This window comes from Planococcus sp. TJ-201, assembly GCF_058268495.1.
In genome coordinates, this window is sequence record NZ_JBZDOG010000008.1 from 16,937 (window position 1) to 32,407 (window position 15,471).

The window sequence follows — 15,471 nt, forward strand, 5'->3', positions numbered from 1 at the left end:
TTCCCTTATGCTCTTTCTCTTCCCACCACCCAGTTTCTCTTCCCACCACCCAGTTTTAGGCTATATCCGTATTCAGGTATGTACTTACCAAAGGAGGTGTTGACATGGATCTTATCATTCGGGATGTGGATCCCCACGCAGTCAAAAAAATTGATGAATGGGCCCAAAAAAAGAAGATGTCCCGTCAAGTTTACCTAAAAGAATTTATTGAAAAGGCAACGATGTTGGAAATGATTTCGAATGCGGACGATAGTTTTGAGAAGCAGCTCCAAGTCAATACGCTATTCATGGAGAAGACTGCCGACAGTCTCGATAACTTGGTCGGTGTTCTTCGGGAGTTGATGGCCGATGACGAGTAGGCCAGCTGTTGTCATCAAGTCAAAATTTATTGCCGGAAGCTATGGAGGCACATCGTTTAAGGATTACTTGAATTACATGGACCGGGCAGAAACGCACGACAAGGTAAATGCGTTTGAGAAGTATCAGGACTACATGAGCAATGAAGAGAAGTCGACTGGGCTCTTCACGTCTAGCAAGGATAGCCTTAACGATAAAGACAAGGAATATTTCAAGGAAGAATTCAGAAAGGCGCAGAAGAGCGGCAGCATCTTGTGGCAGGACGTCATCTCGTTTGATAACGATTGGTTGAAAGAGAGCGGTGTTTTGGAGAAGAAGAACATCGACACTAAACAAATTCAAGACGCAACCTGCTCCGCTGTCCAGGACATGTTGAAGAAAGAAGGGATGATCGATTCAGCCATCTGGACAGGCGCCATCCATTACAACACGGATAACATTCACGTCCACGTCGCCATCGTGCAGACGAAGGACTTCAAGGAGCGGGGCAAACGAAAACAGGGTTCCATTGATTCGATGAAATCGAAAGTGGCCAACAAGATAACGGACCGCTCCAAGCATAATGAAAAGCTCAATGAATTTATCCGAGAGCGCGTGATTGATTCAAAGCGAGATGATCCGCTCACTAGCTTAAAGAACCAAGTTATGAATCGCGAATTGGTCCGGCAGTTTAAGAAAATCAACAAGCAGCTGCCGGATGACAAACGGATGTGGCGCTACAACATGAACGCCATTCAAGAAGTCCGGCCGGAGATAGACAAGCTTACTACTCTATACATCGAAAAGAATTTCAAAGAAGAATTCAAAGACTTCCAGAAGCAGCTGGACAAAGAAGTGGACGTTCATAAACGGATGTATGGCAACTCGGCCAATTCAGAGCGGTACCGTGAAACGAAGATGACGGATTTGTATACACGCATGGGCAACACCATCCTCAAAGAAGTGAGCGAATACGATTGGAAACAAAAAGAGTCTATTAGAAAAAACGGCAAGAAGCCGAGCAAGTTTATTGTTCAGCGCGATCTCAACAAGGCCGTCTATTTGGTCAATCGTTTTGCCAAAGATGATTTGGAAACAAGCAAAAACCAAAAGGCTTTCGAAGAATTGCAGCAAGAGAAGGAATACGAAAGGTGATTATCCGTACTGAAAAATAGAAAGAAGGTAAAAGTATGGTAGCGCCCTATACACACAATAAAAAACAGTTCCGCTATCGAATTGATACGGACTCAGATCAATACCTTAAAGATTACGCAGCTGCACATAATTTGCCGTTGGAAAGTGCTTCACTGGCATTAGAACTGATCATTAGAGAGCACAAACAACTTACGTCTGAAAAAGCAAATATGAACTTAATGTCGCAAGCCATCTCTCATAATGTGACGACTTCTGTTCAAGAAATGATTGAAGCTGGCGTGGCAAAAGAAGTAAACAAGATTCGTTTAGGCACCAACAATATGGATCGCAACACACAGAAACTCATTGAACTGGTCCAGGGACTTCTGCAGCTCCAGAACATCGATCACATCATGACGACGGATATGAACGCGCCTCCGTTCTTGAAACAGGTGGATGAGTTGATTGAGTCACGGATCACCGAACAGAAGCAGCGGAAAGACAATCAATAGAAAAAAGGAGCGGATAAGGATGGCAGTATTCAGTCACAATTACACACTGGGTTTGATTAAGGAAGTCGGGGAAGAAGATGTATTGGTTTCGGTGAATGGAGAAGAGATTGAAATTGAATTGAAGAAATCGGATCGTGAAGTGCTGCTCAACATGGTGACAGAGAACGTCTTCTTAGTTCCAGTGGATTCGGACACAAATGAACTCATTTTAAACATGGAAGAGTCCGTCATACAGGAAGAGTTTCCAGAAATGGATTTAACAGAATTGATTGGAGCGGTTGAAGAATTCGATGAAGAATAAATCCTAAAGAAAATCTTTTTTCTAGTAATCAGAAGGAGTGATGAAGGTGGGTGATCGCGTGGACAGAGAAGAAGTTCGAAAAGCCAATGAGGTACACGTTCTGGATTATTTGCATGCAAAAGGCGAGAGCTTGGAGCGACAGGGACATTATTACCGACATCCGGAACATGATTCGCTGGTCATCAAAGAAAGTGGGCATTGGTACTGGAACAGCCGAAGCAAGGGCGGCTATGGTGCCATCAGCTTTGCCCGTGAGTATAACGACATGACATTCCAGGATGCAGTTCGGGATGTGAACGCGCAAGATTCTTCCCAGACTTTTTCTAGAGAATCAGAACGGCACACATCAAAAGAATTTGAATATCCGCTCCATCACGAAGTTGAAAATCAGGAGAATATTTCAACGTATTTAATCAATGAGCGGAAGCTGGATCCGAAAATTGTCTCCGCTCTGATACGCAATGATTTATTGGCTGAAGATAAATTAAAGAATGGCATTTTTAAATGGAGAGACTCCGAAGGGAAAATTGTAGGGGGCGACAAACAGGGAACCCTGAAGATGGATAACAAGCGCGGGACCTTCAAGCAAATCATGGCCAACAGCAAACCAGATGGCGGCTTCCGGGTAGACATTGGCTCGCCGAACAAGATTGCGATATTTGAAAGCCCAATCGACGCGCTCAGTTATTTCGAGCTGAAGCGGCCGGAAAATATCCGCTTGCTGTCCATGTCCGGGCTGAAAGACCAAACCGCAACCACTGGCATTCGAGACTTGATCAAGGATTGCAAGGAACGTGGAGCGGTTGTGGAACAAGTGATTTTTGCTGTCGATAAGGATACAGCCGGGGAACAGTTTGTGGATCGCTGGTCAAATTATCTAACTAATTTCAAAGTCGAGAAGCCGAAGAATAAAGACTGGAACATGGATTTAGTCGAAGCGAAAACATTCACAAAAGAGAAGGCAGTCGAAATAGAAAGGTGATGGTCTGAATGGCATTCAAAGGCAAAACGAAAACTCCGGAAGAAAAGATGAAAGAGATTGAAGAGCTGACATCCGGTATGGATCAGCAGATTGACTCCTATTTTGTTTCTGAGAAAGCGATGCGGGAACACCTGGCCTTCATGGCCAACTTCCATAACTACTCGCAGCGCAATATGACATTAATCGATAAGCAATTCATGGGAGCCCAAGCTGTGGGCTCCTTTAATTTTTGGAAAAGCAAGGGCGCGGCTGTTCAAAAAGGCGAGAAGGGTATCAAAATACTCGTCCCTACGCCGGTCCAGTTTTATAAGAAGAACGGCATTGATGTGCCGGTCTCTTCCGCCAGTAAACAGGATCGTGAACTGATTGATAAAAAGCAACTGGAGACAACCAAAAAAACGTTCTTTAAAATCGGACATGTTTTCGAATACACGCAGACCAATGCGCGTGAATTGAATTTGTCAGTCTCCGAGATATTCGGGAAATATCATCGTGATGGCAGTCTTGAAAGCAGCAAAGAAATGATGGCTGCATTAAATAAAATCGCCCACAAACTGGATTTCACTATCGTGGACGAATCGCCATTCGAACTCGGGACAGCCAAAGGGGCTGCTGCTCCAAATGAAAAAATCATTGCATTGAATCCCCGCAATATGGAATTCGAGAATGTTTCGGTGTTGATCCATGAACTGGCGCACGCGAAGATGCACACGCCGGAGAGAGCCAAGGAATTGTCGACAAACGAAAAGGAATTCCAGGCGGAAATGGTTTCCTATGTAGTGGCCAACCGGTACGGCATCGATACGGAAGAGTTTACGCTTTCCTATTTGGCCAACTGGACACAGGGTGCCGAATTAAAAGACAAAGAGCAGTTGCTGAAGGAGGTCCAGAACACGGCCAGCGAGTTTATCGACGAAATTGAATCGCACTTTGACCAATTGAAAGAGAAGGAGCTGCAGCAAAGTAAGGCGGATGATATCGCCTACAATCTCACGGACCAAGCATTGAAGGCCCACGCGTCTCATTCTGGAGAGGAATTGGATAACAAAAAGCCCGCTATGTTTATCCATGGCATCAGCAACGACTTCCAACCATTTGGGGAAGTGAACAACCTCGACTTCGATCACTACAAGCAAGAGCAGACAGCCTATACCGTAGCCATTCCACAAGACACCGGCCTTACGCTCGTCATCAGTTCCCAATATGAAAAAGGGAAATACATTCACCCGCTCCATCAATTAGATAAAGAGCAGTTGGTGAACAAGGAAACGTACACGACATTGGAAAACGGGTATCATGATGTCCTGCTGAAACAAGATGAGGATTACATTCAATCGTTCGCGGCTCGGTTGAGGACGGAAATCTATCAAGAAAAGGCTCCGGCAGCAGAAAAGAAAAAGCAGCATCCCAAAACAAATACAGTTGAAATCGAAAGGTGAGATCAAAAAAAAACAAGAAGGTAATTGTCAGAGCCACCAGCAGAAAAATGACTAATCAAATTGAAAGTTAAAAGTTGTATGAAAACAAACAAGAAGAGGAGGAGAGAGGGTAATATAATTATTGATGCTTTTTAGGAACAGGTAAGAGCACCAACATAGAATAAGCTGTAAGAAAAAGACTGAGCCTCTATGCTGTCCTTCTTCTTCGGTAGTTAATTCCCTGACTTTATAAAAGAACAACTATTTAGGTAGAAATGACGGGTACACCCAAAGTGGAAGTGTCACCTTTAGCCGATAAGTGAACGAACAATCTTAATGACAACTCTCATCCTCATCTGAATGAGGGTGTTTTTTATTTGTCGAAAAAGATTGGATGGCTTAATTCAGTGGTATATTAAGAACGTATGTTCTTATAAAATTAGGAGGTGATCAACATGAAGGGAAATAAACACCTGAAAGTGCAAGACGAAATCAAAGACCGGGGAGTGATCAAGTGGCAGGGAATGATGTTGACCGAACATGTTGAACTGATTCGTGCTTGGTACGAAGAGGACAAACACGATGCAAAACCAGACTTGGATGAATCTGACCTGCATCTATTGCATGAAGAGCTTGTATTGGCTGCGCAACGGAAGTGCCATGTGAAAATGAAATCGTGGAAAGAAAAGAAGTTCCATTACCACATCGGGGTCATTCAGGAATTAAATGAACATAGCCGTTCCATCATCTATCAAGATCCTTCAGACTTACACCGGCTCCCGATGGAAGAATTAGTGAGCGTCTGGTTAATTGAATGAAAAATGATTTTTTGAGCAGGTGCATAAATTGGAACGAGGTTCAGTCTTGCTCCGGTCCAAATAGTCCAATAAGAGGGGGTGCTATCGCTAATGTAGAAGAAGGGCCGCAGTTATTTAGATAACTACGGCTCTTTTGTTCGTAAAAGTGCACTTTTACGAACGCTTTTTATTATAAATAAGTTAATCTACAAATCTATTATTAAAATTTTAGAATGGTAAAATAAGTATATGAATTAATAAGTAAAAGCAAACAAACGAAAAGAGGGTTAAATTCAGCACCCCCGTACTTTTGAGAGGAAGAGGAAATATGAAGAAGATAAATACTGGAACTTCTTACATCTACATGATAATTGCCTCAATAGGCATGGTCATACTGGCTTTTGGACTTCTGGAATACCTAGTACTTACAGGAAATGCGAGTACATCCCATTTTTTATTAACTTTTGCTAGCTTTTTCATACTAGTCCACTACATATACCATCTAGAAAAAAAGACCGGTGTTAGTAATAAGGTAATTTGGGTGAAATCTGTTCTGCTGGCCTTCTCCTTACTTATTCTCATATATACCTTTCACTAGAAACTGAATGTAACTCAGTTAAAATATTAAAAAATATTGTTTAGACAAGAATGAAATATAAGGAGTTTGGGATGAAAAAAAATACAAGTACTATAATCGTGATTTTGGCATTGATCGGCTTTTTAGTTGCAACGTTTTTTCTTCAGTATGAATTTTTATTTCTAACTCGTATTGCTTCACTTATCTTCGCAATCGTTTATTTAGTAATTGAAGTAAAGCAAGAATATTTCTCAATACATAAGCCGTTATTTATTTTCTTTAGTCTCATCAGCATATTAGCTATAACGGTATGCATTATACTTGATGAGACTTCAGCGACTGATGGATTCCATGCTAGAAGTTTTATGCTTCTGGTATTTGTTTTCATTCTTCTGGTCGTTAGCTATAAAAATTTATACAACAAAAACGATGCTGCAAAGTAATTTCAATTCAATTTTAGTTTTATAAGTTCTTTGATTTGAATGTAACTTAATGGTTATTAAGTTACATTCAAATTAGATGAAAAAGTAGGGTAGGAACTTTTGTTGAACTATGGGAGGGGATAGTGAGGTGGTCTGGGTAAAATTTATTGGATTTTTTTTATTCGTAGTTCTTATAATTTCTCTCGTTAATCTAGTGTTAAGAAAAATATTTAAGATCAAGAGTGAAGGAAACGGGCTCTTTTCATTCAATTACGTAAATAAATTGCATCTGAAAATTGATTTATCTATCAATGTAATAGCAGCTATTGCCTACATAATTTGCTTTTATCTTTTAGTTTCTAAAGGATACTCGGTGAACGTTTTTTTAGTTTCGGTAATTATATTTACGATATTGGATCACTCGGTACAGACAGTTTTTGAATGGAAATACTCACAGAATCCGAAAAAAATCATCTTAACCATCAGTGAAATGTCTTTAATCGTAATAGCTTTAATCTTAACGATTCAATTTGATTTATTTAATTCCCTAATATCTTAAAAACGAGTGTAACTTAATTTGAATTAAGTTACATTCAAAAGGCCAGAAAAGGGAGTATCCCTTGCCTGGCCTTTATCATTATTCTGTATTACTTTTAAATTCTACTTTCTTCAGAGCGTACTTTTTTACTAGGATTCTTTATTCTCCAAAGGTAAAAAACTGTTAGTAAGATATAGAATGCTGTAGCAAAAATAATAAAGATTTTATCTCGGGGATAGGAAAAGACGCCATTCGTAAAGATTAGAAAGTAAATAATCCAAATAAGGATAATCTTAATCAGCTGATTCGTGAGATTAGATTTAAACATGTCATCGTCCCTTTCACTAGAAACCTTTTTATAATTTAATTGATAGTATATATACCATTTTTCTCCAGTAAAGGTTTCATTTTTTAAAATAGAAATTTTACATATTGTGAATGTAACTTAATAGCAAGTAAGTTACATTCGCTTCTGAGGTTTAGTGGTAACTCTAGCATGTAAATAATCGTCCGAGAAGTGGGGTGAGAATATGGTTGATGAGGAATTACAAAAAAAGATCACCACATTGGTGATTGAAGGGAAAATGGATACAGCTGAACGGCTATTGATCGACTACGTCGAGCAGAATCCCCATGATGTCGAGGGATGGAATCGATTGATCATGCTGGAAGCGTTAGCTCCACTTGAGGATTATGAACAGGCAGCTGACTTTGCCCGGGGTGCTTTGTACTACCACCAAAACAATTTGTTTTTCTTTATCTTAATTCTGTCTTTCACCCCGTGGTTCCAAGGAGACCTGGACGACGAACTGGCGGATCAAGCCGAAGAGGTACAAAGCGTGGCGGACCCGGAAATGGCATCCGTCATTTCGCTGCTGCTTGCCGATCACTATCGTGGTAAGGACAAGGACAGGTACGAATTCTTATTAAAACGGTCAATCGAATATTCCCCTTATATTGTTAGGAACTACACAGATTTAGGGGAGCATTATATGGGATATGGACGAAAAGATCTGGGGAAGACATTGATTAAAAAAGGCTTAGCCAATGTGAAGTTTGTCTACATAGAAGGTGAAGAGAACGGCCATGATGAATTGGATATTATCCGGTACATCAATGAAATGGTATCGGGCGTCTTTATCACAGAAGTTAATTATCGCGACTTGGAGAAGTTGCTGCGCCAGTAAGCTAAACGTATTTGAAATTTTTTCTCAGCTTGAATGTAACTTAAGTGTAAGTAAGTTACATTCAGAACTCACCTTCAATTAATCTCACCAAAACTCTCGACACAATTGAGGTTACTAGAAAAAATGATACATTCAAGGGATAGCTTGATAAGGCTTTAAAGCTGGAAGTTCACATATGGTTTGGCTATTGGAAGGGAAGAAGCTCAAATAGGGCTTCTTCTTTTTCGGTCGAGAAATTGTACTTTTGCGAACGGTTTTTAGCGAGGAATAATTTAGCGACTTCTAGTTATAAAACTCAAGAATGTTAAAATAAGTATTACAGAGACGAGACACATAAACGACAGTGAAGGTGAATAGTAGAATGACACATCCATATGAAAAATATGAAAATACCGAGCTGTGGAAAAAAGTAGATCAGGTAATAGATGAGTTAGTTGAAAATCAGGACATAGAAGAATTAACAAAGAGAGAATACATCGTCGGATATATCTGCAAGAAGCTCGCTGAAACAGAAGAAGCAAAATAATGCAGAATATTAAGGAAGTGAATGCAACTTAAGTGCAGTTAAGTTACATTCACATTCGGATTTTAATGTGTTTTCAACTAAAGTTTCGAAATGGAGGGGACAATAGTGAGATTAAGTGGGCAAGCTGTTGAAGAGAAATTAATGGCAACGAACTATATTGATACAGAGTTAAAGGAATTATATTATGACAACAGCAAGCACTTAGTGACAATGAAGTATATGGGCTCAAGAGATGATGAAGTAGAAGATAGAGAATATACCGTTCTGTTTAAGGAATGTTTTCCGCCATCTTCAATACCTGGTTGGAAGGGGCAGAGGGAGATATTCCACAATCGCCCAACGACGTGGCTTTCTATTTTCATGACATTTCGATTAAAGAAATTGTCGTGGAAGGTGTTCCTCTTTATCAAGTTAAAATGGTTATTCCCATGATGGATTGTCAGATTATCTGTAAATCGATTGAGATAGTTAGATGCGGAGTCTAAATGTAACTTAATTCACATTAAGTTACATTCGAAAGACTTTAAATTATAAAGATCGAATAAGCAAAATAGGATGGGAGGGAATCAGTATGAAGAAGGAAATGGAAGAACTTATTGTGAAATCTTTCTTCGAAAAAAACGTTCAGGAAAGAGTGCTCCACGAATTGTTTACACCAAAGAAAAGAGATCATGCTTTGAATCGGCTCTGTCATGAATATCAGAGGATGTTGAAGGGGAAATACATGATCGAAATTCCACCCCCTAACTCGGATCCGGATGACATTTATGAGCTACTAATGAAAAATGGAGCTGAAAAGAAGTGCTATTCCCTATCCTACAGCGGAAAGATAGATGGAAAAGAATTGCCCCTTCGAGAAGCTTTGGAACATGCTGTCGGCTATGGTTTTCCGTCCATCATTTCGTGTGTTCCCGGTGAATTAGCCTATTTTGAAGCCGAACAAGTCTATGGATCTCCACCCAGATACCTCTTGAAGCGACCTAAAATGAATTAAATTGATTGATGTGAATGTAACTTTATAGTAATTAAGTTACATTCAAAATCCATATTTCAGTGGGTGCCTCAGAAAACCCTTTGAAACAGATTTTATTAAAAAAAAGTTACATTCAAATGGCTGTGCTATAAGGTTTTAAAGCTCTAACTGCAAAAATATTCTAGGTTTACATATCAGTAGTTATCGGAAGGAAAGAAGTGATAAAATAGCTTCTTTCCTTCTTTTGTTTATTTAAATGAGCTTATATGAACGGTCAGCGGTTTAAGAGACACAAGTTAATGATTTGTAAAGAAAAACCCCCCCCCCAGGTTGCTTAGAAGTTTCAATTTTAAATAGCTTGACAAATGTTTTGAAGATTTGTATTATTACACCAATACTTAGGAGGGGTCATATGCTAGTCCAACAACTGACTTTTGCAATTTCACATTATCATATTAACTAGTCTTGCTATTGATATTTTTATATCTACATAGGAAGACTATTTCTGTTGAATCGTATAACTAAGCCGTTTGGGAGCTTATGTTTGTACGATTTTTTTATTTGTCTAAAAAAAGAAAAGAGGGAAAAACTGATGAGGAAAATGGATTACCAAAATGTAAAAGGAACACAAGATTACTTGCCTAATCAAGAAATGATCAAAAGAACCATTCGTAGAACCTTAGAAGATACTTTTATCGCTTACGGGTGCAATCCTTTAGAAACTCCTATCCTAAACTACACAGACTTAATGGCTTCTAAATATGCAGGTGGGGCAGAAATTTTACAGGAGATGTATCGCTTAACTGATCGGGGAGAACGTGATTTAGCGTTACGTTACGATCTGACGATTCCTTTCGCAAAAGTCGTAGCAATGAACCCAACGATTCCGATGCCGTTCAAACGTTATGAGATTGGCAAAGTATTTCGGGATGGTCCTATCAAAGTTGGTCGTTATCGTGAATTCACTCAATGTGATGTGGATATTGTCGGGGTGGAATCACAGGCTGCAGAAGCAGAACTAATGATGATGGCATTAGATGCTTTTAAGAATCTGGACATAAAGGTAGAGATTCAATTTAATAACCGGAAGCTTTTATACGGGGTATTGCAACAATTTCAAGTCCCTGAAGACGAAATGAATCGTGTCATTTTGGTTTTAGACAAGGTAGAAAAAGTCTCGGTGGAATCAATGATGAATGAATTATCTCAGTTCGAGCTGACGGCATCTAGTTTGGGCCAGATCAAAGCCTTTATTGAATCCAAAGGACAATTGACGATAGATAACTTCAAACGTTGGGACCAGGAGAATGTCTATTTACGAGAAGGATTAGAGGAGTTAGAGGAACTAACCTCTTACTTAGAGGAATTGGAGGTTCAAGAAATGTGTATTTTCAATCCGTTTTTGGCGAGAGGATTGGAGATTTATACGGGGACCATTTATGAAATCTTTTTAGCAGATAGAAAAATCCGATCGAGCATCGGAAGTGGTGGACGGTATGACAATGCGATTGGAGGCCTTTTAAATTCTGAAAAAACGTTTTCAACGGTAGGTATCTCATTCGGATTAGATGTTATTTTTTACGCATATGAACTGTTAGGGCGTGTAAATAAAGGTTCGGTAATCGACATCTATATAATTCCAATCGGAACAGTTAAGGAAGCACTTAAGCTAGCATCAGACTTACGATCTCAGGGCAACCGAGTAGAAGTGGAGTTATCAAACAAAAAGATAAATAAAGCTATGGATCGAGCAAATCGTGAAGGGATTGGTAATGTCATAGTATTGGGAGAAGATGAAATCAACAGCGGTTTCTATCACTTAAAAAATATGAAAACCGGTGAGACCCAAAAAGTTCTCTTATCGACTATGTCCAATCAAGCGTAATGATGGAAGACAAATTGATTAAAAGAGATGGTCTTGTTTCCGCAAACCTTTTTAAAGAGAAGGAGGACAAAACCCACAATTTTTAAATGATTTGCTGGCAAAGTCTCTAAATCCCCTTGGTTTACTTATCAACGGCTATCAGAGGGAAAGAAACGATGGATTCCTTAAGAACTAAACGGGGGAGGTGGCATATCGACAAGACCTCATCCTCCGTTTTGCAAAAGTAGTTGAGCAGAATAAAGAAGAGCTGGCTGATTAGAAAATCAAAACAGATTATGGTGGACAGGAGAGTTTATAATAGCAGAAACAATAGTACCCATGACATTTGATAGAATGGAACAATGCATCGAACTCTACATTGACGTTTTTAACAGCAATCCTTGGAATGAGAATTGGACCTATGATACAGCTAAAGAAAGACTTGAGGATTTACTGAAAGCCCCTAAATTTCTTGGTTTTCTGTTATACGCTAAAGGCGATTTGATTGGTTTCATTGCAGGAAACAGCAAAAAAACGTATAGAGGATCAACTTTTTATTTGGCTGAGCTCTGCATAAACAGGCAAATGCAAGGCAAAGGTTATGGTTCGAAATTGTTGCTTTGCTTAGAAGATGAACTTAAGAAAAGAGGTATTCAAAGTCTATATTTATTGACCGCAATTGGAGGGCTTGCGGAATCTTTTTATCTGAAAAATGATTATGCAATAAATGAGAATCCGATAATAATGCGGAAGAACCTATGATACAAATGAACGTAAGATCCGGAGTGACGTTGCCAATGCGGATCGTGAGGAAATAAGGGAAGTATCTTGATTTAAGGTGACCAAGTATAAAGACAGTTTACATATGAGGGATTATCGGAAGGGAAGAGACTTAATAGAAAGTCTCTTCTTTTTTTCGTTCATGTAAGTGTACTTTTACGAACGCTTTGAAAGAGGAATAGATTTAATTTTCTCTATTGTGTGAAGGAATATACAAGGTATAATTGAATTAACAAATATTACAAAAATTAGAATAAAGTATGGGTTTTTGAGTTTTAGACGCATTAAGGGGATGTGGGATTAATGAGTAATTACTGCAGTGTATAAAATGATAAACAGAAAGGAAGTGTAATAATTCGATTGGATTTAGAAAAAAGTATACCTATCTATACGGTATGGAGGGGAAGAAAAAATGGAGAACAAGGATGAGATGGTAAAAAATAAATTAGCACTCATTAGTTCGTTTATTATTTTATGTATTTGTATGTATTTGTTTTTTCCGTTTCCAAATAATGTGATGATAGAAGTGCGAACTACGTTTATGTCATTTCCAATTGAGAATCAAAACGGTTATATTTCACTTGGGATAATGGGGGCGGTTCTATTTGTAATCGCCTTAGTTTTACTTTTCATCGGCATGAAGAAATACCAATTTAGAGCACTACTCATAGTTGTCCTTGTATACACATTCTTACCGAATCTTCTAATCACGACATATCAAGAAACCTTAGCAACTGGCATTACAGCGATATCATACGATAATAATGGTAAATGCAATTTTGAGTCGATAGACCAAAAAATGACTGGTGAATGCAATCTGGTATTACATAATCGAAGTAATGAGGCTATGTCATTTGAATTAGAATTTATAGATTCATTTTTTATGGAAGACAAAGTACGAATGGAATCTCTTATGAATTTAGCGGGTCCGTATCGGATCACGATAGAAGCTAACCAAAAAAAAGCTATTCAGCTAAACGAATTACTCGATTTATCAGATGTTCCAAAACATATCGATGCAGGGGAATCATCTGATATTCATTTTAAACTAATTGACAAAGAGAAAACACGCACTTTCTAGTAGATGATTGTAAAAATGTAACCTGCATTCTAAAGAATTCTGGTTTATATATCAGCACTTATCGGAAGTATTAACTGTTTTACTAATAAAAAGATAAAGAGAAGTGCTAATTGAACAGCACTTCTCTTTATCTTTACTTGGTCTAAAGCGAAAGGTTTTCGTTTAAAGAGGGAGGCCACTCCTTATTCGGCCAAACCATCTTTCATCGTTATAATATGGTCGGCATATGACAGCATCTCCTCGTCATGCGTTACCATCAACGTAGTGATACTCAAAGTTTTCGTTAAATTGCGGATCAGCTCCATGACGTCTTTGGACCGTTTTGAATCCAGACTGGCTGTTGGTTCGTCCGCAAAAAGCATTTGAGGCTTGTGGATGATGGCCCGGGCAATCGCTACCCGTTGTCTTTCACCACCAGATAATGATGCGGGGTAGGCAGATTTCCGATGTTCCATGCCAATTAGTTTCAGGATATCAGCAATCTCTTTTTTTTGCTGCGCTTTTTTTAATGTTGTTTCCGATACTTCGAGCATCAGAGTCAGCTGTTCTTCCACAGTAAGAAAAGGGACGAGATGCGCTGACTGAAAGACAAAGCCAAAGTCACGAGCCCTGATTTTTCGAATTTGTTCCTGGTTCATACCAGTCAAATTCTGTCCATTGAACAAGATTTGACCGTCTGAAGCCGGCTGGAGCCCAGCGGCGATTGTCAGCAGCGTGCTTTTGCCGGATCCGGAAGCGCCTACAAGTGCGGTAATTTCGCCTTGTTGGAGCGTCAGGTCAATTCCTTTTAGTATTTCTTCTGTCACTTCACCCGTTGTAAATGTTTTTCTCAGTTCATTGATCGTGAAAATGGTCATGCTACACCTCTCCTTGTTGAATCGCTTGCAGCGGTTCGACTTTTTTGATTTGGATGCCTGAAAGAGTGGCGCCGACAAAACCGATGACAAGAAAAACGATGGACAGTTGGACAGTTGTGGCTGCCGTTAAGCTGAACGGCATGCCGTCCGGTGCGATAAAATTGAAACTCTGGCTGAGCGCAATCGACAACGCTAGTGCAATCACGGTGATAAAGAGCATCTGCGTCCACATCATTTTAAATAACGTACTCGTTTTCACGCCAATTGCTTTCAGAATTCCATACAATCCGATTTTTTGCACGTTCATCATGTAGAAGAAAATGGCGAACAACAATCCGCTGATTACAACGAGAAACCAGACAATCATGTGGAGGGACAGCTGTTCTGCACTGTAACTTGGAATTGTACTGAGAAACTCGCTGTTCGAAAACGATTGCAGTCCTTCAATGACTGGGGTTTCACCTTCATCTGGAATAAAAAGCAATTGCATTTCATTTACACGATACATCTCTTTGTAGTTTTCCAAGTTGATAAAAGCGACAGGGGCATGGCTGTACTTTTGCTGATCGACAAAGCCCTTCACGACAAATTCGCCGCTGAATTGATTGTTGGTCAATGTATCCCCGACTTTTAACCCTTCATCTTCCAAAGAACGGTCCAGGATAACTTCGCCTGCTTTGACGTTTTCAAACAACTCCGAGTCCGTTGAAGTGACAAACGCCACACTGCGCTGTTTGTCTTCTTCGTCATTCAAAAATCCCATTTGAATGGACAGCGCAGCAGCCCCTTCTTGTTCCTTTAAGACCGCTTCTTGGGTACTGGGTTCGATCAGCGAAAGGTTATACGTTTCTTCTGCGTCTTTATCCATATAGAATTGGCCTTCCGGCAAATCTTTGATCAATGCTGCATTGTCCTGGGACAACCCGTTCGCGAGACCCGAAATGATGAATGTCAGAAAACTGACGAGAAACACGATTGAGCCCAGAATCATAAATTTCACTTTGCTTTTTTTAATTTCTTTCCATGCAATGTTCATCTGTAAGCCTCCAATTTCTTTAATACCCTCATTCTAAGGGGCTTAGATGAACGGAAGATGAACGAGCCGTTACATTTCGAAAGAAAAATCAAAAACGAAACCAGTTCATGATTGGAAAACGATAGAAATGATAGACAAAAGAAGCCAACC

The 15,471-nt window shown here is 39.5% G+C and carries 19 protein-coding genes; 17 read left to right on the forward strand and 2 right to left on the reverse strand.

The features are described 5' to 3' along the window. Positions 1–104 precede the first annotated feature (104 nt). The 17 genes from AC4EG4_RS16510 to AC4EG4_RS16590 all read left to right on the forward strand — a co-directional run bounded on the left by AC4EG4_RS16510 (position 105) and on the right by AC4EG4_RS16590 (position 13,428). Positions 105–359, forward strand: coding sequence for a hypothetical protein (locus AC4EG4_RS16510; protein ID WP_490988417.1), 255 nt, complete (start codon positions 105–107; stop codon positions 357–359). After that, positions 349–1,491, forward strand: a complete 1,143-nt coding sequence (gene mobP2 / locus AC4EG4_RS16515) for a MobP2 family relaxase (protein WP_490988418.1) — start codon at positions 349–351, stop codon at positions 1,489–1,491. Before AC4EG4_RS16510 ends, mobP2 begins: the two co-directional genes overlap by 11 nt. A 35-nt stretch (positions 1,492–1,526) precedes the next feature. Continuing rightward, a complete protein-coding gene (locus AC4EG4_RS16520; RefSeq protein ID WP_490988419.1) occupies positions 1,527–1,982 on the forward strand; it encodes a hypothetical protein in 456 nt (151 codons plus the stop codon). Positions 1,983–2,001: 19 nt separating this feature from the next. Next, the gene (locus AC4EG4_RS16525; protein ID WP_490988420.1) at positions 2,002–2,283 is read left to right on the forward strand and encodes a hypothetical protein; all 282 of its coding nucleotides are present in this window, start codon (positions 2,002–2,004) and stop codon (positions 2,281–2,283) included. A gap of 46 nt (positions 2,284–2,329) precedes the next feature. Beyond that, positions 2,330–3,265 (forward strand): DUF3991 domain-containing protein, encoded by a 936-nt coding sequence (locus AC4EG4_RS16530; protein ID WP_490988421.1) that lies wholly within the window; start codon positions 2,330–2,332, stop codon positions 3,263–3,265. An 8-nt stretch (positions 3,266–3,273) separates the two neighbouring features. Next, positions 3,274–4,704, forward strand: coding sequence for an ArdC-like ssDNA-binding domain-containing protein (locus AC4EG4_RS16535; RefSeq protein ID WP_490988422.1), 1,431 nt, complete (start codon positions 3,274–3,276; stop codon positions 4,702–4,704). 434 nt (positions 4,705–5,138) lie between these two features. Beyond that, positions 5,139–5,501: a YolD-like family protein gene (locus AC4EG4_RS16540; protein ID WP_490988423.1), complete on the forward strand. Its 363-nt coding sequence runs from the start codon at positions 5,139–5,141 to the stop codon at positions 5,499–5,501. A gap of 648 nt (positions 5,502–6,149) precedes the next feature. Next, complete coding sequence (locus tag AC4EG4_RS16545) at positions 6,150–6,500, forward strand: hypothetical protein (RefSeq protein ID WP_490988424.1); 351 nt, start codon at positions 6,150–6,152, stop codon at positions 6,498–6,500. Positions 6,501–6,609: 109 nt separating this feature from the next. Further along, positions 6,610–7,038 (forward strand): DUF4181 domain-containing protein, encoded by a 429-nt coding sequence (locus tag AC4EG4_RS16550; protein ID WP_490988425.1) that lies wholly within the window; start codon positions 6,610–6,612, stop codon positions 7,036–7,038. Positions 7,039–7,547: 509 nt separating this feature from the next. Continuing rightward, positions 7,548–8,204, forward strand: a complete 657-nt coding sequence (locus AC4EG4_RS16555; RefSeq protein ID WP_490988426.1) for a tetratricopeptide repeat protein — start codon at positions 7,548–7,550, stop codon at positions 8,202–8,204. A 361-nt stretch (positions 8,205–8,565) separates the two neighbouring features. Beyond that, positions 8,566–8,730, forward strand: coding sequence for a hypothetical protein (locus AC4EG4_RS16560; protein ID WP_490988427.1), 165 nt, complete (start codon positions 8,566–8,568; stop codon positions 8,728–8,730). A 105-nt stretch (positions 8,731–8,835) separates the two neighbouring features. Next, on the forward strand, positions 8,836–9,162 hold the full coding sequence (locus AC4EG4_RS16565; protein WP_490988502.1) for a hypothetical protein: 327 nt from the start codon (positions 8,836–8,838) through the stop codon (positions 9,160–9,162). Then, complete coding sequence (locus tag AC4EG4_RS16570) at positions 9,117–9,215, forward strand: hypothetical protein (protein ID WP_490988499.1); 99 nt, start codon at positions 9,117–9,119, stop codon at positions 9,213–9,215. The genes AC4EG4_RS16565 and AC4EG4_RS16570 overlap by 46 nt, the downstream gene beginning before the upstream one ends. An 86-nt stretch (positions 9,216–9,301) precedes the next feature. Next, positions 9,302–9,724, forward strand: a complete 423-nt coding sequence (locus tag AC4EG4_RS16575) for a hypothetical protein (RefSeq protein ID WP_490988428.1) — start codon at positions 9,302–9,304, stop codon at positions 9,722–9,724. Positions 9,725–10,295: 571 nt separating this feature from the next. Continuing rightward, positions 10,296–11,588, forward strand: a complete 1,293-nt coding sequence (locus AC4EG4_RS16580) for a histidine--tRNA ligase (protein ID WP_490988429.1) — start codon at positions 10,296–10,298, stop codon at positions 11,586–11,588. A 318-nt stretch (positions 11,589–11,906) separates the two neighbouring features. After that, a complete protein-coding gene (locus AC4EG4_RS16585; protein ID WP_490988430.1) occupies positions 11,907–12,329 on the forward strand; it encodes a GNAT family N-acetyltransferase in 423 nt (140 codons plus the stop codon). Between the two features lie 430 nt (positions 12,330–12,759). Continuing rightward, positions 12,760–13,428 (forward strand): hypothetical protein, encoded by a 669-nt coding sequence (locus AC4EG4_RS16590; protein ID WP_490988431.1) that lies wholly within the window; start codon positions 12,760–12,762, stop codon positions 13,426–13,428. 182 nt (positions 13,429–13,610) lie between these two features. On the opposite strand, the gene AC4EG4_RS16595 is transcribed toward AC4EG4_RS16590, so the two are convergent. Further along, the gene (locus AC4EG4_RS16595; protein WP_490988432.1) at positions 13,611–14,285 is read right to left on the reverse strand and encodes an ABC transporter ATP-binding protein; all 675 of its coding nucleotides are present in this window, start codon (positions 14,283–14,285) and stop codon (positions 13,611–13,613) included. A gap of 1 nt (position 14,286) precedes the next feature. Next, on the reverse strand, positions 14,287–15,321 hold the full coding sequence (locus AC4EG4_RS16600) for an ABC transporter permease (protein WP_490988433.1): 1,035 nt from the start codon (positions 15,319–15,321) through the stop codon (positions 14,287–14,289). Between the last annotated feature and the right edge of the window lie 150 nt (positions 15,322–15,471).